Source organism: Micromonospora sp. AB353 (assembly GCF_049538395.1).
Taxonomy (GTDB): domain Bacteria; phylum Actinomycetota; class Actinomycetes; order Mycobacteriales; family Micromonosporaceae; genus Micromonospora; species Micromonospora aurantiaca.
On sequence record NZ_JBMVFV010000003.1, the window covers coordinates 149859 to 167532 of the forward strand.

General features: G+C 70.6%; 15 protein-coding genes. 9 read left to right on the forward strand and 6 right to left on the reverse strand.

What is annotated here, in order from left to right; translation table 11 throughout:
- Positions 1-406 precede the first annotated feature (406 nt).
- Complete coding sequence (locus tag ACPCK6_RS02675) at positions 407-1285, forward strand: S-4TM family putative pore-forming effector (protein ID WP_423480230.1); 879 nt, start codon at positions 407-409, stop codon at positions 1283-1285.
- On the forward strand, positions 1282-4905 hold the full coding sequence (locus ACPCK6_RS02680; RefSeq protein WP_423480231.1) for an ATP-binding protein: 3624 nt from the start codon (positions 1282-1284) through the stop codon (positions 4903-4905). The genes ACPCK6_RS02675 and ACPCK6_RS02680 overlap by 4 nt, the downstream gene beginning before the upstream one ends.
- A gap of 19 nt (positions 4906-4924) precedes the next feature.
- Here ACPCK6_RS02680 and ACPCK6_RS02685 read toward each other — a convergent pair whose 3' ends face one another.
- On the reverse strand, positions 4925-5548 hold the full coding sequence (locus tag ACPCK6_RS02685; RefSeq protein ID WP_423480232.1) for a DNA-binding response regulator: 624 nt from the start codon (positions 5546-5548) through the stop codon (positions 4925-4927).
- Positions 5549-6112: 564 nt separating this feature from the next.
- Here ACPCK6_RS02685 and ACPCK6_RS02690 point away from each other — a divergent pair.
- The 4 genes from ACPCK6_RS02690 to ACPCK6_RS02705 all read left to right on the forward strand — a co-directional run bounded on the left by ACPCK6_RS02690 (position 6113) and on the right by ACPCK6_RS02705 (position 9587).
- The gene (locus ACPCK6_RS02690) at positions 6113-7048 is read left to right on the forward strand and encodes a DUF2332 domain-containing protein (protein WP_423480233.1); all 936 of its coding nucleotides are present in this window, start codon (positions 6113-6115) and stop codon (positions 7046-7048) included.
- Between the two features lie 197 nt (positions 7049-7245).
- On the forward strand, positions 7246-8688 hold the full coding sequence (locus ACPCK6_RS02695) for an alpha/beta hydrolase (RefSeq protein ID WP_423480234.1): 1443 nt from the start codon (positions 7246-7248) through the stop codon (positions 8686-8688).
- Between the two features lie 29 nt (positions 8689-8717).
- Positions 8718-8951, forward strand: a complete 234-nt coding sequence (locus tag ACPCK6_RS02700; protein WP_269696345.1) for a DUF5522 domain-containing protein — start codon at positions 8718-8720, stop codon at positions 8949-8951.
- 87 nt (positions 8952-9038) lie between these two features.
- The gene (locus ACPCK6_RS02705) at positions 9039-9587 is read left to right on the forward strand and encodes a hypothetical protein (RefSeq protein WP_135238924.1); all 549 of its coding nucleotides are present in this window, start codon (positions 9039-9041) and stop codon (positions 9585-9587) included.
- 24 nt (positions 9588-9611) lie between these two features.
- Here the strand turns inward: ACPCK6_RS02705 and ACPCK6_RS02710 are convergent, their stop codons facing one another.
- Complete coding sequence (locus ACPCK6_RS02710; protein ID WP_135238925.1) at positions 9612-10298, reverse strand: iron-dependent transcriptional repressor DtxR; 687 nt, start codon at positions 10296-10298, stop codon at positions 9612-9614.
- Positions 10299-10395: 97 nt separating this feature from the next.
- Between ACPCK6_RS02710 and ACPCK6_RS02715 the strand changes: the two genes are divergently transcribed.
- Genes ACPCK6_RS02715 through ACPCK6_RS02725 form a run of 3 tightly spaced genes read left to right on the forward strand, consistent with a single transcriptional unit; the run spans position 10396 to position 15063 of the window.
- Complete coding sequence (locus ACPCK6_RS02715) at positions 10396-11253, forward strand: sulfurtransferase (protein ID WP_423480235.1); 858 nt, start codon at positions 10396-10398, stop codon at positions 11251-11253.
- A 47-nt stretch (positions 11254-11300) separates the two neighbouring features.
- A complete protein-coding gene (locus ACPCK6_RS02720) occupies positions 11301-12482 on the forward strand; it encodes an acetoin utilization protein AcuC (protein ID WP_423480236.1) in 1182 nt (393 codons plus the stop codon).
- Positions 12483-12507: 25 nt separating this feature from the next.
- Positions 12508-15063, forward strand: coding sequence for a bifunctional acetate--CoA ligase family protein/GNAT family N-acetyltransferase (locus ACPCK6_RS02725; protein WP_423480237.1), 2556 nt, complete (start codon positions 12508-12510; stop codon positions 15061-15063).
- Positions 15064-15173: 110 nt separating this feature from the next.
- Here ACPCK6_RS02725 and ACPCK6_RS02730 read toward each other — a convergent pair whose 3' ends face one another.
- The 4 genes from ACPCK6_RS02730 to sigB all read right to left on the reverse strand — a co-directional run bounded on the left by ACPCK6_RS02730 (position 15174) and on the right by sigB (position 17497).
- Positions 15174-15581 (reverse strand): VOC family protein, encoded by a 408-nt coding sequence (locus ACPCK6_RS02730; protein WP_423480238.1) that lies wholly within the window; start codon positions 15579-15581, stop codon positions 15174-15176.
- Positions 15578-16069 carry an SRPBCC family protein gene (locus ACPCK6_RS02735; protein WP_423480239.1) on the reverse strand — a complete coding sequence of 164 codons (492 nt, stop codon included), beginning with the start codon at positions 16067-16069 and terminating at the stop codon, positions 15578-15580. The genes ACPCK6_RS02730 and ACPCK6_RS02735 overlap by 4 nt, the downstream gene beginning before the upstream one ends.
- Positions 16066-16401, reverse strand: a complete 336-nt coding sequence (locus tag ACPCK6_RS02740; protein ID WP_396883560.1) for an ArsR/SmtB family transcription factor — start codon at positions 16399-16401, stop codon at positions 16066-16068. Before ACPCK6_RS02740 ends, ACPCK6_RS02735 begins: the two co-directional genes overlap by 4 nt.
- A 109-nt stretch (positions 16402-16510) precedes the next feature.
- On the reverse strand, positions 16511-17497 hold the full coding sequence (sigB, locus tag ACPCK6_RS02745; protein ID WP_396883559.1) for an RNA polymerase sigma factor SigB: 987 nt from the start codon (positions 17495-17497) through the stop codon (positions 16511-16513).
- Positions 17498-17674 lie beyond the last annotated feature (177 nt).

The following is a 17674-nucleotide window of genomic DNA, read 5'->3' on the forward strand; positions in this document are numbered from 1 at the left end:
GCTGGCTGACCCTTGCGGTGAAGCCTTGCTGCAGATGCCTCCCATCCAGCTCTGGATGGGAGGCATCTGCAGTTGTGTATACATGTAGTAGGTAGGCATCGCCGCGCCGTATTGCGCCAACGCCCTAACCGCTGCAGGTGAAACGAGGCATAGCCGTCTCTTCATCGCCGGCGATCGCTGCTCACGTGACCTGGCAGTGGACTCGCCTAGTGCACATGTGTCTGAAATGGTGGGATAATCCTAATTCTCATGGCGATCATGCCGGGGATGGAGGCGAGATTGCGGACTAGACATCTAGCCCGTCGTGCCAGGACGATGAACTGACGTATTGCTGCGGATACCGAGCGTGCAGCACTCGGTCGTTCGGCCTACATGAGCGGGAGGCCATTTGACTAGCGCTCGCCACATGATCGATCAGCAGAACAGCGACGCCGCTGTGCGGCTGCTCAAAGCGATCGCCGTGGCTCACCTCTACAACCAGCGCGCGCAGGCCGTGAGTCTCGGTGTCTCGATTGCCTTAGCTGTCGGCGGCTTGTTGGCCGTTCCTGGGACACGGCACGGCGCTTCTGCCGCCCTCGCCGGCGCGGCCTGGGCTGCGGTATACCAGGGTGTGATGGCGCCATGGGCGGAGAGGCGCCTGCGCGTCGCGGCAACGCTGCAGGAGATGTTCGACGCCGACCTGCTGGGGTTGCCGTGGAATCGCGTCGTCGTGGGGGAGCGGATCGGCGACGAGGAGGTGAGCCGGCTCAGCAGGCAGTACCACGGTGACGGCGACCGACTGAAAAGCTACTACCTCGTGGCGAAGGCGGCGCCGCCGTACGAGGTGTTGTTCTGCCTCGAACAGAACCTGGCCTGGGGATCCCGGATCAGACTGCGATTCGCTCAGATGATGCTCGGCATCCTTCTGCTGTGGTCCGCGGTCGGTGTCGTGTTCAGCTTCATGACCGACGCCACTGTAAGCAGGTTGCTCACCGGATGGTTCGTGCCGTCTTTAGGGCTGCTTCTGCTGTGCTTGGAGATGTATCGCACACAGATGGCCAGCACGCGCGGCCGGATGCGTGTCCTCGGGCTGGTCCGCCAGGTCATCGACGAGCCGTCATCACCGCTGATTGCGTCGGATGCCGCGCTGACAGTGTTCGCCCGGCAAGTACAGGACACGCTTTACTACATGCGCTGCCTTCAACCACGTCTGCCGAACTGGTACTTCCGCCGTTATCACGACCAGGACAAGGCTGACTTCGAGATCAAGATGCGGGAGTTGGAAAGACGGTTCCCTCCGTCATGACCGCTTTCGAGGAGTTGACCCGCGAGTTCGACGATGCATCGATAGCATCGGAAATTATCGAATCGCTGCTGGATAACGGGTATGAGATCCGTGAGGGAAGCGTTGAGGCTCTGGGGCGCGGCTACACCGGCGCCAGGCTTGCCAAAGCGCTGCTGGACGAGGGATCCTATCCCAGTTGGTGCGTTATCAAGTACTGTCCTCCAGGCCCGACGAACCATCGGCGCGAGCCGCGACAGCACCTGCAGGCTTGGGAAGATGCACCTAAGAGCTTTCGTAAAAAGCATTTGACTGAGATCGCCTTCCCGCCCGTGCGGCTTCGAAATGGGGCGGTTGTTATTGGCCAGTCGAAGGCCGATGGTGTACCGCTGGGCTCGGTCGAGCCCGGCCAACTCGCCACCGTCTGCCGAGTGGTTTGGAGCGAAATACTCGGGCGGTGGGCTGGCAAAGATTATGACAGCGAGCACTCGACGGTCGCTGACCTGCTACTGCTAGAACTCGGCGACAGCTTCCGCCCAGGCGGGTGGCTGTACGAATGGGCGCGAGGGCGGGGTTTGCTCGCCCCTGCCTTTCTTGAGTTGCCAGATGAAGTCGCGCCGCTGCCTAACCCGTGGCGCCTGTTCGCCGACAAGACGCCTGCCATGCACGGTCAGATCCACTATGTGGTCGGTCGGTCCCACGGTGACCTTCATGGTGGCAACATCCTGCTGCCAACGCGTAACGGGGTCCTTCGACCGGCTAAATTCCGGCTGATCGATCTGGCCACGTACAACCGGCGAGCACCACTGAGCCGAGACCTCGCCGCCCTGCTCGTCTCACTGAGTTGGCAACAGGTTGGGGCGTCCTCCGCGCGTATTCGCGAGGCGCTCCTGACTTATCTCGAACGGGACCACGGCGACCCTGATTTGCGCGGGATCGTACCGAGTGAAGTCCGGAAGATCATCGACGCGTTGCGTGATCCGACGCTTCAGTTCCTCCTCGATAAAGGTTGGGACGAATGCCATTGGCACCGGCAGTTGAAGGTATCGCTGCTCGCGCAGGCGATGTTGCACAGCGCATACGAGTCGGGCACAGCGGACGCCCGCCGATGGTGTGCCCGGCTAGCGAGCAGACTCGCGAGGCTCCTTAATCCGGCGGAGCCGCCGGTCGGGCCGTCAGTGCCCTTCGACGCCGGGAAGGTCAACAGCAGTGCGACGGCACCGGTGAAGAGGCCCGCTGGCCATGTTGCACGCAGCACGCCAACATTTGTGGATCGAATCGACCAGCGGAGTCGGCTACGGGCGGCCCTTGAAGATCAGGTCAGCTCCGTCATCGTCGTCTACGGCCCGGTTGGAATCGGTAAAACGGCATTGGTGCGAGAAGTGCTGGCGGACCTTGGCATGGCAGACCCTGACGACGAGAGCGCGGCGGTACGCTGGTACGAGGTTACGCCGTATGGCGACGTTGGCGTACCGACCCTCATTGAGGCTATCGAGCCTCCCGGCTCCGATCGGGTGGCCGGCCCATCCGCGCGGGCGCGGCTCGAAATTGCGATGGATCGTATCGACGCCGCCGCTGCCGAGGTCAATGGCCTCCGACCCGTTGTAGTGTTTGACTTGGCGGAGAACTTACTCGACGACGATCACGTCCTGCGCGACTCCGAGTTGGATCTTGCACTGGAAGCTGTCCAGAGCAGACTGCGCCCTGTTGTCAAAGTCGTCCTCATCACACAGGTAGTGCCCCAGGCGACGGCGGGTGTGGCGTGGACCAGGACCGGATCCCGGATCACCGTTGACGGGCTGGACCCCGAGTCGCTGCGTGAGCATTTCACCGAGCTCGACCCTGGGAACAGGTACGGCCTGGCGGGCCTCCCGGACAGTGATCTGCGGCAGGTCCACGGTCATCTGGCCGGTAATCCGCGCCTCGCTGAACTGCTCCATGCGGTTCTCAGCAGCGATCCCCCAGGACTGCAAACTGAAGAAGTCGCACCTTGGCTCCTGGCGCGGCAGGCCAATGAAGTGCACGCGGGCCTAGTGCAGCTGCTACTCGGCAAACTTCCCATCGACCAACTACGGGTAGCGCAGGCGTTGGCAGCGCTCGGCGTACCGGCTCACACCGACTCCGTCATCAGTGTCCTTGAACCGTATCTGGCGAGAGATCGCGTCCAGACGGCTTTGGAAGCTCTTGTGAAGGCGCGGCTTGTCCTCGAGCGCAGCGATGGTCGCAGATACCTCCGCAAGCCCGAGAGCGGTGCAGTACTCGAATCTTTGGCCGACAGCGACAGGGACAGCGCATGGGACGAGGACGAGCGCCCGTCGCTGACCCGCCGCCGCCTTCTGCTGAGAGCAGCCAGCGTGCTTCAAGCCTGGCAGAAGGGCGACGAAGACGTGCAGGGCATCGCCGATATGGAGATGCACTTCGCGCGCATCGATGTCTGGCTCCGCGCCGGGTTGTACGAGCAAGCGCACAGCCTCATCGAATCCATGAACGAACTCGTACATGTCTGGGGGAGCGGTGCCGAGCTGCGCGCCCAGCGGGAGGCCGTCCGTGACCGGCTCGGCGACGACCACGAAGGCGAGATGATGAATCTCGCCGCGCTGGGGGACATATACTCCTACAGCGGTGAATTTCTCCGAGCGCAGGCGTCATACAGGGCCGCTCTCGCCATCGCCACCCAAGGGATGTACAGAGAGGCGGAACGCCGAATTCTCATTGGCATGGGCTCCATGTTCTGGGAGCATGCCCACGTCTTCGAGGCCGAACAGCACTACCGGCGAGCGCTAGATCTGGAAGGCGAGTACGGCGATGACCCGGGCGACCGTGCCGCTGCTTTGATCGGCATCGCCGATTGTCAACAGCGGCACGGCCTCTATGGAGAGGCGGTGACGAACGCCCTCTCAGCCTTCGAAGGCGTCCACGACATCGACCCCGGACAGGCAATTGACGCCGCATTGCGGCTGACGCGCTGGTACGCCGAGGTAGGCCAGATTATGGACGCCCTCACCATGCTGTCGAGATGTGAGGACCTCGTCTCGACCTACCCCGATCCATCCGCGAGGGCAGACCTCCTCAATGCGACAGCCAATCTGGAGCTGTACCGCCGCTCTTATGACACCGGACAGGCGATGGCAGCCCGGGCAGTCGCTCATGCGCGCGATCACCGAGACGCGATCAACCTGGGTCGATCGCTAACCACCTTGGCGCTCGCCTACGTGCACCTAGATGAGCTCGCCGCCGCTCGGGATGCAATCGAAGAATCGGCCCGCTACCGAGTGGCAGGACAGGACACCATCGAGCTCGCGCTCCGCGGCATTATCGCCCACCGCTGTCAGCTGCCGGCCACGGCCCGTGACCTCTTCCGTCAACTGCACGGCGAAACGAGCAGACGCACTGGGGTCGACCGCAACGATCTCGCTGCCTGGGACTTTACCGGTATAGCCCGTAGTTACGAGGTCTTGCTCGGGCGGGCGACTCCAGTCTCAGCACTTGAGGCGTTTCGCCAAGCACGGCCACAATCAGCAGCGTCGACTCCAGGGCTGGATGACCGGTTGAGATTCATGGTGGAGACATTAGCGGGCGAGGAGACTGCACTCGACGCCGTGTTGACCGGGCTAGCGCATATCCGGCCGGGCTGCGGCGACTAGTTCACATCTGGGTTGTCAGCTAGATGCTGTCCTCGATCCAGCCTTCCTCTCGCGCCACGATGATCGCCTCGAGGCGGGTACGGACGCCGAGCTGCTGATACAGGGTCTGCAGCAACCGGTACATCGCCCGCTCGGAGTACCCAATCTCGGCTGCCAGACGCACCACCGTCCAGCCGCTGGAGAGGCGTCTCAGCCAGGTGATCTGTTGTACCGATGGGGCTGAGCGGCGCTGCGGTCGGCCGCCCCGGCCGTCGACCAGCAAGTCGGCTACGGCGGCTGGCATGATCGCCTCGCCCTCGAGTGTCGCGGACACCGCGCGCTGTAGCGCTGGCACTGACGCGGCGCGTGCGACTACGGAGCGCGCGCCGGCGCGTACCGCCTGCACGCCTGTCGAGGAAACCTCTCCGGACGGAAGTGCAATGACCAGCGGTCGCGGCCGTATTCGGCAGAGTGCGGTCAGCAGCTCCAGGTCCTCATCCGAGTGCAGCGTGAGTAGGACCACCCCGTCCGGACGGGCATTCACCCATTCGATCGCGTTAGAAGGCTGCTCAACCGTCAGGCCGATACCCGACAACATTGCTGTCACGCCATGCCGGTACGCCGGTAGGGGGTCCAAGACAGCGACATGAACGACCACTGTCACCTCCACCTCCGTGCGAACCACTGTGAGTCGATCAGGCGCAGCCGACAGCGTAGGGCGAGACACGAACCTGCCAATCGACGGTCACGAACGCGCGCTATCAGTCATGGACCCGCAACGCTGAGTATCTCTAACGTCTATTCATCGACGGAGGTGGGAGGTCTCGCGTGGTCTACTCCGACAGATCCGGACGACGCATTCGACGGCCAGTGCGGCGCCGCCCTCAACAGGATCCGGGCACCGACGAAGACCCGAAGGTCCGCTACATTCGCCAAGTCGCCGCTGATTTTCCGCGGTACACGCCAGAAGAGGTCTACGCCGAGATTTACCACGGCCGAAACCGCCACGACATCCCCAAAGCGCTTGTCCTGCAGGTACTGCGTAAGGACCGTCAACGTTCGATGTGGCCGTTCCGGCGTTGAACGACGCAAGCCGTGAAGTCCGCAACAGTCCCATCCCGCACACCGACGAAGGAGAACTGCGGCCCCAAGGGATCCGGGCGCCCGCACCGGGGCGAGGTGCCGGCGGCCACAGACCATCGTGTACGCGAGCTGGAATGCTCGGGGGATGAGCACGACCGACATCTATCGGGCGTTCGCCGAGCGTGAGACGCGCGGCGTGTCAGCGGCGTACGAGCGGTTGTCGCGGGCGGTCGCCGGTGACGCGGAGCTGCTCGCCCTGCTCGACACGCTGCCGCCGGCCAAGCGTCAGCCGAACCTGCTGTTCGGGGTGGTGCGGCTGCGCGGCGGGCCGGTGGACGACCCGGCGGCGTTCCGCGCGTACGTGATGTCGCACTGGCCGGACGTCGCGGCGCAGATGCGGGTGCGGGCGACGCAGACGAACGAGGCGGGACGCTGCGCGGTGCTGTTGCCGGTGCTCGCCGCGTTGCCGCAGCCGCTGGCGTTGCTGGAGGTGGGCGCGTCCGCCGGGCTGTGCCTCTACCCGGACCGGTACGCCTACCGCTACGGCGACCAGCGGGTCGGCGAGGGCGAGCCGGTTCTCGACTGTGACCTGACCGGCGCCGAGCCACCGGAGCGGTTGCCGGAGGTGGTGTGGCGGGCCGGGCTCGACGTGAACCCGCTCGACGTCACCGACCCGGCCGACGTGGCTTGGCTGGACGCGCTGATCTGGCCGGAACACCGGCACCGCCGGGAACGGCTGCGCGCCGCGGCGGCTGTCGCGGCGGCTGATCCGCCCCTGCTGGTACGCGGGGACCTGGTCGACGACCTGCCCGCGCTGGCGGCGCAGGCCCCGCCCGGGGCGACGCTCGTGGTGTTCCACAGTTCGGTGCTCTACCAGGTGCCGCCGCCACGCCGGGACGCGTTCACCGCGCTGGTCCGGACCCTGCCCGGCCACTGGATAGCCAACGAGGACCCGTCGGTCCTGCCTCACGCCGACCTGCCCGAGCCGCCCGCCCAAGGCTTCCACAACGTCCTGGCCCTCGACGGCCGTCCCGTGGCCTGGACGACAGGCCACGGCCAGTCCCTCACCTGGTTCCGCTGACCGACCCACCCCGCCCTGTCCTCGTCGATCATGAAGTTGACGGCGCGACACGCCGACGTGACTGCCGCCAACTTCATGATCGACCCTGCCGCAGCACTCGCCCACAGCGGACACCCGACCTGTACCGCACGTGAGGGCGGGACAGCGAAGAGTGGCCGCTCTGGCTAGGGTTGACGATCTCGGCGGAGGGAGACGTCATGCGTACCCGGATGCTCCTCGCGTCGACGCCGCCCCTGGTCTGGGGTGCTGTCGTCGGCTGGTGGACCCCGCGCGGGCCCGGCACCGTGGGCGCGGCTCTCGCATCCGTCGCGGTGAGCCTCGCCGTCGGGCTGGCCGCCGGGTGGCTGAGCCGGTCCCGCTGGTTCATGATCGTCGCGCCGGTGATCTTCGCGGTGGCCGTAGAGCTGATCCGACTGCGGCTGCGCGGGCCCACAGTCGACCGTCCGCACCTGTCCGGCTTCGGCGTCGTGGCGCTGCTCGCCGGCCGGGGCGTACACGGACTCCTGAGCTTGTTGCCGCTACTGGTCGGTGCCGCCTACGGCGCCGGACTGGCTCGCCGCCTCGATGCGGTGCCGCCGCGCCGGCCGGTGCCGCGCTGGGTGGGCCGGGTCGGCGTCGGTCTGCTGGCCGCGTTGCTCGCGCTGGTCACGGTCGGCGCGGCCGTGCCGGGCCGCACCGGCCCGATCCCCGGCGGCATCGCCCGCCTCGACACCGTCGATTCCTCCGGGCGCGAGCTGGGCCTGCTGATCAGGGGTACGGACCGCAGCGCTCCGGTGCTGCTCGTGGTGCCCGGGCCGCCCGCCGGCTCGGAGATCGGCGGGGTTCGCCGCCACCTGCCCGAACTGGAGCGCCGCTTCGTGGTGGCCGTGTGGGACCGTGCCGGCGGACCACGCTCCTGGTCGGGGTTCCGCTCCCCGTCGGACTGGCGCCTGGACGACGAGGTGGACGACCTCGTGGCGGTGGCCCGGCACCTGCGGGAACGGCTCGGCCGGGAGCGGATCCATCTGGTCGCGCACTCCGGTGGCACCATCGCCGGCCTGCTCGCCGTGCGACAGCACCCGGAACTGTTCGCCGCGTACGTGGGCGTCGGGCAGGTGGTGAGTCTGCGGGAGGCCGACCGCAGCCAGTACGCCGACACCGTGGCCTGGGCCCGCCGCACCGGCCGGACGGCGCTCGCGGACCGGATGACCGCGCAGGGGCCGCCGCCCTACCGCGACGTCTGGGCGTACGAGCCGTTGCTGACGAACGAGGCCGGGGCCTTCCCGGTCGACCGGGAAGGCGCGAGCGAGGACGAGACCGGGACCGTCGGCAACCTGGGCGTCTCCGAGTACAGCCCGCTGGAGAAGGTGCACCTGTTCGGTTTCCTGGACGGCTGGGACGTGCTCTACCCCCGGTTGCAGGAGATCGACTTCCGGCGGGACGTGCGGCAGCTCGCGGTGCCGGCGTACTTCGTGGACGGCGCGCAGGAGGTGCCGGGCCGGCTGCGCCTGTTCGACGAGTGGTACGCGCAGCTCCAGGCGCCGCGCAAGGACCGTCTGGTGATCCCGCGTGCCGGGCACCGTTCGATGTTCGAGCGGCCCGAGGCGTTCGTGCCGTACCTGGAACGCCTCGGGACCGACGACAGCCCGGGCGGAGACTAGGGCGGCCGGGGCGTCCGTAGACTTCAGCGGTGCGTGACGAGCTGGCGGACCGGCCCCTGACTGAACCGCACCCGTCGCGGCTGTCGCCGGACCACCCGGGGCGGGAACGCATCCTCGCCGCGCACGCCGCCGCGCTCGCCGCCGGGGAGGCCGGCTACCTGGACCCGGAGACCGGACTGTTCGTGCTCAGCGCCGGGTTCCTGGCCCGGCGCGGCACGTGCTGCGGGCGAGGCTGCCGGCACTGTCCGTACGTGGCCGATTAGAGGGCTTCCGTCCCCGCTGGGGCACCCCGTACGGTGTCCGACGGAACTCCGGCGGGTCGGACCCGCCGCCGACCGCGGAGGTCTCCCGTGCGTGCCCGATTCTGGCTGGCCGTTCCGGCCGTCCTGCTCGCCGCCGGCTGCGCCGACGAGGCGCCCACAGCGGCCGGGCCGCCGCCCCCGCCTCCGCCGGTCCCGGTCGCGGCGGCGTCCTCGGGCGGGGCGTGCCGGCTGCTCGACTTCGCGGTGATCGCCGAGCACACCGGCGGCACGTTCGACGTGGCGGCGGCCACCGAGCGGGGCGACACCCACACCTGCGTGGTCCGCGCCGCCGGGGCGGTGCTGCCGGAGCTGACGCTGTCGGTGACCGAGACGTCGATCGACGCGGCCACGTTCGCCCTGGACGTGCAGCCCAGCGGTGCGGCGAAGATCAGCAAGCTGGGCAAGGCCGCCTACCGGCGCACGCTGCCCAAGACCGCGAAGTCCGGGCCGGCCGCCGAGGTCGGCTGGCTGGCCACCGAGGGGCGGCTCGCCACGCTGCGCTGGACCGCCCCCACCGGCACCGCCAAGGCGGAGGCGGACAAGACGGCCGGCAAGCTGGTCACGCTGGCCAAGGTGATCGACACGAGGCAGCTCTGACGGGACGTCAGGGCCGCCGGAGAGTCAGCGGGCCGCGACGAACACCCGGGACGCCACCTCGCGGGGCAGCCGGACCCGGTCACCGGAGCGGTCGATGGAGACGGCGTCGCGTTCCTGCGCCACAGTCACCGTCGCGCCCGGGTCGACGCCGGCGGCGTGCAACTGCCGGAGCACGTCCGAGTCGGTCTGCACGCTCTCGCAGATCCGCCGCACCACGACCGTGCCGGACAGGCCGGGGAACGCCAGGTTGCGCTCACCCTCGACCGCGTCCGCGGGCACCTGGCCCGGGTCGCCCAGCTCCTCCAGGCCCGGGATCGGGTTGCCGTACGGCGAGCGGGTCGGGCGGTTGAGCAGGTCGAAGACCCGCTTCTCCACCGCGTCGCTCATCACGTGCTCCCACCGGCAGGCCTCCTCGTGGGCCTCCTCGTAGGGCATCCCGATCACGTTGACCAGCAGCAGCTCGGCCAGCCGGTGCTTGCGCATCACGGACACGGCGGTGTTGCGGCCCTGCGGCGTGAGGGTCAGGTGCCTGTCGCCCTCGACGGTGAGCAGGCCGTCGCGCTCCATGCGGGCGACGGTCTGGCTGACGGTCGGGCCACTCTGCTTCAGCCGCTCGGCGATGCGGGCACGAAGCGGCGGCACCCCCTCCTCCTCGAGTTCGAGGATGGTGCGCAGGTACATCTCGGTGGTGTCAACAAGGTCGTGCTTCACGTCTGCGGCCTCCTGGGCTCCGATGGTACCCGTTACCACCGACCATCGACGGAGGCGAAGCCGGAGGTGGCGCGCCGAATGGTGTTGACTGGACCGTATGTCCGCCACCGCAGACCTGCTGGTCGAGCCCGACCGGCTCGCCGCCGAACTCGATCACGCCGACCCGCCGACCCTGCTCGACGTCCGCTGGCGGCTGACCGGCCCGCCCGGGCGCGACGACTACGCCGCAGGCCACCTGCCCGGCGCCGTCTTCGTCGACCTGGACACCGAGCTGTGCGGACCGCCCGGCGCCGCCGGGCGGCACCCGCTTCCGGACCCGGCGGCGTTGCAGGCCGCGCTGCGGGCCGCGGGCGTCCGCGCCGGTCATCCGGTGGTCGTGTACGACGGCGGCGACGGCATGTCCGCCGCCCGCGCCTGGTGGACGCTGCGCTGGGCCGGGCACCGGCAGGTGCGGGTGCTGCACGGCGGCTACCCGGCCTGGACGGCCGCCGGGCTGCCTGTCGACACGAGCGTGCCGGCTCCGGCGCCGGGCGACGTGACGGTGGCGCCCGGCGCGCTGCCGGTACTCGACGCCGGGCAGGCCGCCCGGCTCGCCGCCGCCGAACCCGGCGTGCTGATCGACGTCCGGGCCGCGCCGCGCTACCGGGGCGAGCACGAGCCGGTCGACCCGGTCGCCGGGCACGTGCCGGGCGCGGTGAACGTGCCCGCACCGGAGTACGTCACGCAGGGCCGGTTCCCCGACGCCGGGGCGCTGCGGGAGCGGTTCGCCGCCGCCGGGGTGGACGCGGACGCGCCGGTCGGTGCGTACTGCGGCTCCGGGGTGACCGCCGCGCAGGCCGTGCTCGCGTTGCACCTGGCCGGTCGCCCGGACGCCGCGTTGTACGTCGGCTCGTGGAGCGAGTGGGTGGCCGACAGGGACCGTCCGGTCGCGACCGGTGGCACGTCCGGCCGGTGAGCGTACGACTGGTGGGCGCGCCCCGGACCACGTGCGACGATGGCCGCATGGCCGACGACACGGTGGTGGTGTGGGACGAGGCTCTCCTCGCCTACGACATGGGCGACCATCCCCTCGACCCGGTCCGGGTCGAGCTGACCATGGCGCTCGCCCGTGAGCTGGGTGTGCTGGACCGGCCCGGCGTACGGCTGGTCAAGCCCGAGCCGGCCGACGACGCGCTGCTCACCCGCGTACACGATCCGGCCTACCTGGACGCGGTCCGGTCCGCGCCGCGTGACCCGCTGTTCGCCGGCTTCGGTCTGGGCACCTCGGACAATCCGGTCTTCGACGGGATGCACGAGGCGAGCGCGCTGATCGCCGGCGCCACCACGGCCGCGGCCGAGGCGGTGTGGCGTGGCGAGGCCCGGCGCGCGGTGAGCGTCGCCGGCGGCCTGCACCACGCGATGCCCGCCCGGGCCGCCGGGTTCTGCGTCTACAACGACCCGGCCGTGGCCATCGCGCGGCTGCTCGACCTCGGCGCGCAGCGCATCGCGTACGTGGACGTGGACGTGCACCACGGCGACGGCGTGCAGGAGATCTTCTACCGCGACCCGCGGGTGCTCACGATCAGCCTGCACGAGACGCCGCTCGCGCTGTTCCCCGGCACCGGCTTCCCGGACGAGACCGGCGGCCCGGGCGCGGAGGGCACCGCTGTGAACGTGCCGCTGCCGCCCGGGGTCGGCGACGCCGGCTGGCAGCGGGCGTTCCACGCGATCGTGCCGTCGGTGCTGCGCGCGTTCCGGCCGCAGGTGCTCGTCACCCAGTGCGGCGCCGACGGGCACCGCAAGGATCCGCTGGCCGACCTGCACCTGTCGGTGGACGGGCAGCGGGCCACGTACCTTGCGCTGCGGGCGCTCACCGACGAGCTGTGCGACGGCCGCTGGGTCGCCACCGGCGGTGGCGGGTACGCGCTGGTCGAGGTGGTGCCCCGGGCGTGGACGCACCTGCTCGCGATCGCCACCGGCGAGCCGGTCGACCCGGCCACGCTGACCCCGCCGGGCTGGCGGGAGCTGGCCGCGCGGCGGCGCCCCGGGCACGACGTGCCGCTGCGGATGACCGACGACGTGGACCCGTCGTACCAGCCGTGGCAGCCCAGCGGCGAGCCGAACGCGGTGGACCGGGCCGTCGCGGCCACCCGCAAGGCCGTCTTCCCGCTGCTCGGGCTCGACCCGCACGACCCGCGCGACTGAGCCGGCGGCAGGGGAGGACCGACCGGTGACCACCGTCGAGCAACCGCTGGACGTGCTGCTCAGCGACGGCACGACCGTCCAGTTGCGACAGATCCGACCGGAGGACGCGCCCGAGATCGTGGCCATGCACGGCCGCTTCTCGGAGCGCACCCGATACCTGCGGTACTTCTCGCCGTACCCGCGTATCCCGGAACGCGACCTGAAGCGCTTCGTCAACGTCGACCACCGCGACCGGGAGGCGTTCGTGGTGCTGGCCGGCGAGCGGATCGTCGCCGTCGGCCGCTACGAGCGGCTCGGCCCCGCCTCGCCCGAGGCCGAGGTGGCGTTCGTGGTCGAGGACGCCTACCAGGGCCGGGGCATCGGCTCGGTGCTGCTGGAGCACCTGGCCGACGCGGCCGGGCGCCACGGCATCGTGCACTTCGTCGCCGAGGTGCTCCCCGCGAACGGGACGATGCTGCGGGTCTTCGCCGACTTCGGCTACCAGGTCCAGCGCCAGTACGCCGACGGCGTGGTGCACCTGAGCTTCCCGATCGCGCCCACCGAGGCGACGCTGGAGGTGCAGCGCGGCCGGGAGCACCGCACCGAGGCCCGGTCGATCGCCCGGCTGCTCGCCCCCCGGGGCATCGCCGTCTACGGTGCCAGCACCACCGGCCAGGGCGTCGGCGCGGCGCTGCTCGGGCACCTGCGCGACGGCGGCTTCGCCGGGGCGATCGTGCCCGTGCACCCCAGCGCGGCGACCGTGGCGGGACTGCCCGCGTACCCGTCGGCGGCCGACGCCGGCCAGGACATCGACCTCGCCGTGGTGGCGGTGCCGCCGGACGCGGTGACCGACGTGGTGCACGACGCCGCACGCGCCGGCGCGCACGGCCTGGTGGTGATCTCGGCCGGGTTCGCCGAGTCCGGCCCGGCCGGCGCGGCGGCGCAGCGCGCGCTGGTCCGCGCCGCGCACCTGGCCGGCATGCGGGTGGTCGGCCCGAACTGCCTCGGCGTCGCCAACACCGACCCGGCGGTACGCCTCAACGCCACGCTCGCCCCGGTGCTGCCCGCGGCGGGCCGGGTCGGCGTGTTCAGCCAGTCCGGCGCGTTCGGGGTGGCGCTGCTGGCCGAGGCGTCCCGGCGCGGGCTCGGCCTCTCCAGCTTCGTGTCGGCCGGCAACCGGGCCGACGTGTCCGGCAACGACCTGCTCCAGTACTGGCAGGACGACCCGGCCACCGACGTCATCACGCTCTACCTGGAGACGTTCGGCAACCCGCGCAAGTTCGCCCGGCTGGCCCGGCGCATCGGCCGCCGCAAGCCGGTGGTGGCGCTCGCCTCGCTGGCCCGGCCGCCGGGCGTGGGGGAGGCGCCCGCGCTGGACGCGGCGGCGGTGAGCGCGTTGTTCGCCCAGTCCGGCGTGATCCGGGTGGACACCGTGTCCGAACTGCTCGACGTCGGTGTGCTGCTGGCCCACCAGCCGCTGCCGGCCGGGCGGCGGGTCGCCGTGGTGGGCAACTCGTCGGCGCTGACCGGGCTGGCCGCCACCGCCTGCGCCGCCCAGGGACTGAGCGTCGCCGACGGCTACCCGCAGGACGTGGGGCCGAACGCCGGGGCCGCCGCGTACGCCACCGCGCTCGGTGACGCGGTCGCCGACGAGCGGGTGGACGCCGTGGTGGCGGTGTTCGCGCCGCCGCTGCCGGGCCAGCTCGCCGACCCGGTGGCCGACTTCGCGGCGGCGCTGCCCGACGCGCGGGTCACCGGCAAGCCGGTGGTGGCGACGTTCCTCGCCGGGCTGGTGCCGGCCGGGGTGCCGGCGTACCCGAGCGTGGAGGAGGCGGTACGCGCGCTGGGCCGGGTGACCGCGTACGCGGACTGGCTGCGCCGGCCACCGGGCGTGCTGCCGGACCTGGCCGACGTGGACAGGGCGGCCGGGCACGCCGCGCTGCGCCCCGACGGGGCCGACGCGGCGGCGTTGCTGCGCGCGTACGGGATCGACGTGGTGGAGTCCGTGCCGGCCGGCAGCGCCGACGAGGTGCTGGCGGCAGCCGACCGGCTCGGCCGGCCGGTGGCGCTCAAGGCCGCCGCGCCCGGGCTGCGGCACCGCCTCGACCTCGGCGCGGTACGCCTCGACCTGGCCGACGCCGCCGCGCTGCGCCGCGCGTACGCCGAGATGGCAGCGGTGTTCGGCGCGGAGGTTCTGGTGCAGCCGATGGTCGCGCCCGGTGTGGCGTGCGTGGTGGAGCTGGTGGAGGATCCGGCGTTCGGGCCGGTGGTCGGCTTCGGGCTCGGTGGCGTGGCGACCGAGCTGCTGGGCGACCGGGCCTGGCGCGCGGTCCCGCTCACCGACCGGGACGCCGCCGAACTGGTCGACGAGCCCCGCGCGGCGCCGCTGCTGCGCGGGCACCGGGGTGCCGCGCCGGTGGACCGGGCGGCCCTTGTCGACCTGCTGGTACGGGTCGGGCGGCTCGCCGACGAGCAGCCCCGGGTTCGGTCGCTCACGCTGAACCCGGTGCTGGCCCGGCCGGACGGCATCTCGGTGCTGCACGCCACTGTGCGCACCGGCGCCGAGTCCCCGCGCCCCGACACCGGCCCCCGCCGCTTGTAAGGAAGGGCCCCTTCTTAACGCCTCCGGTAGAGGAAGGGCCCCTTCTTAACAGCCGCGCGCCACAGCGCCCGGCCGCGCGCCACAGCGCGCCACCGCGCGCTCCACAAGGCTCAGCCGCGCGCGGAGATCTGCTGCACCGACCACTCGTTGCCGTCCGGGTCGCGGAAGAACAGGAAGCCGACGTTGTCCAGCGGGTGCGGCACCGGGTACGGGTTCTGGCCCATCACCTGGATCTCGCTCACCTCGACGCCCCGCTCGACCAGTTCGGTGCGCGCCCGCTCCAGGTCCGGTACGACCAGTTGCACGCCCTTGAGCGAGCCCGGCGCCATCTCCGGTACGACGCCCCGGCCGAGGACGATCGAGCAGCCGGAGCCCGGGGGAGTGAGCTGGACGATCCGCCCCGCGCCGCCCAGGTCGGTGTCGTGGTCGACGACGAAGCCGAGCCGTTGCGCGTAGAACTCCTTGGCCCGGTCCACGTCGGAGACCGGTACGACCACCACTTCCAGCGTCCAGTTCATGTCGTCGCTCCTGTCGTCGAATCGGTGTGCAGCGCTGCCGCGAGCCGGTCGAACGCCTCGCTCAGGCCGCGGGTCATCGGATAGCGCAGGACGGTGTCGCGGCCCTGCGCGGTGGCGTACCGCAGGTGGGTGACGACTGTCGTCCGGTCCGCCGAGCCGGTGAAGTCGTGGCGGACGAGCGTCTCGCCCGGATAGGACTGGTCGTCGAAGAGTTCGGTGCAGACCAGCCGCGCGGGCGGGTCGACCTCCCGGTACGTGCCGCCCTGGCCCATCAGGTCGCCGTCCGGCCCTCGGGAGACGAACCGCCACCGCCCGCCCACCCGCAGGTCCACCTCGCACTCGACGAGATGCCAGCCCCGGGCGCCCCACCAGCGGACCAGCAGCTCGGGGCGGGTGAAGGCGGCGAACACGAGGTGGCGCGGAGCGGCGAAGTCGCGGCTGAGCCGGATCTCCCGGTCGCCGGGCAGGCTCACGGTCAGGCCGGTCACCGCTGCTCCCCGGCGGTCAGTTCGGCGAGCACGTCGTCCAGTCGCGCGTAGCTCTCGGCCCAGTAGTCCCGGTAGTCCGCCAGCCATGCGACCGCCTCCCGCAGCGGCCGGGCGTCGAGCCGGCAGGGACGGCGTTGCGCGTCCCGGCCCCGGGTGACCAGGCCGGCGCGTTCGAGCACCTTGAGGTGCTTGGAGACGGCCGGCTGGCTCATCGCGAACGGCTCGGCCAGCTCGGTGACAGTCGCCTCCCCGGCGGCCAGCCGGGTGAGGATGGCGCGCCGGGTGGGGTCGGCGAGCGCGGCGAAGGTGGCGTCGAGCAGGTCCGCGGACACGTTGATAACCTCCTGGTTGTGTAACCATTCGGTTGTATACGGTGGGAGCGCCCGGGTCAAGCACGACAGGCCCCGGCGAACCGCCGGGGCCTGTCGGGGCAGGGGTGGATCAGCAGGCGTACGCCTCCAGCCGGTTCGCCCGCTCCGGGTCGCGCAGCTTGAGCAGCGTGACCTTCTCGATCTGCCGGATCCGCTCCCGGGACAGACCGAACTCGCGGCCGACCTCGTCCAGCGTGCGCTGCCGGCCGTCGTCCAGGCCGAAGCGCAGCCGGATCACCGCCTGCTCCCGCTGGGACAGCGTGGCCAGCACGATGCGGACCTCGTTGCGCAGCTCGCCGTTGGTGGCGGCGTCACCCGGTTCGGTACGCGGGTCGACGGCGGCGACGAAGTCGCCGAGCGCGCTCTCGCCGTCCTCGCCGACGGCCTGGTCGAGGCTGACCGGCTCCCGGTCGTAGGAGATCAGCTCGATCACCTGGAACTCCGGGATCTCCAGCGCCGTGGCGACCTCGCTGACGGTGGGCTCGCGGCCCAGCGTCACCGACAGCTCGCGGCGTACCCGGACCATCCGGTTGACCTGCTCGACCATGTGCACCGGGATGCGGATGGTGCGGGCCTGGTCGGCCATGGCGCGGGTGATGGCCTGGCGGATCCACCAGGTGGCGTAGGTGGAGAACTTGTAGCCCTTGGTGTAGTCGAACTTCTCGACGGCGCGGATGAGGCCGAGGTTGCCTTCCTGGATGAGGTCGAGGAAGGCCATGCCGCGACCGGTGTAGCGCTTGGCGATGCTCACCACCAGCCGCAGGTTCGCCTCCAGCAGGTGGTCCTTGGCGGCACGGCCCTCGGCCGCGATCAGCGCCAGGTCCGCGCGCAGCTCGGCGGAGACGGGGGTGCAGGTGGCCAGCTTCTCCTCGGCGAAGAGGCCGGCCTCGATCCGCCTGCTCAGCTCGACCTCCTGCGCCGCGGTGAGCAGCTTGGTGCGGCCGATGCCGTTCAGGTACGCCCGGACCAGGTCGGTGGAGACGCCGCGCTCGTCGGTGGCGTCGAGGTCCGTGAGGGTGACGTCCATGTCCTGGTGCTCGATCATCTGCTGGGTCATCTCTGTTCTCCCCGTGTCCGACGTGCCTACCGGTCCCGTGCCGCCCACGCGGTGGTGGCCGATGACAAACAGCTTGGCGGTCGGGGCGTGAGACGGGAGTGAGGCGATCGGGGACCCGACAGGAATCCACGCGGGAATCCGGCATTCCCTTGCCCGGCGCGGTTACGGTGCCACCGA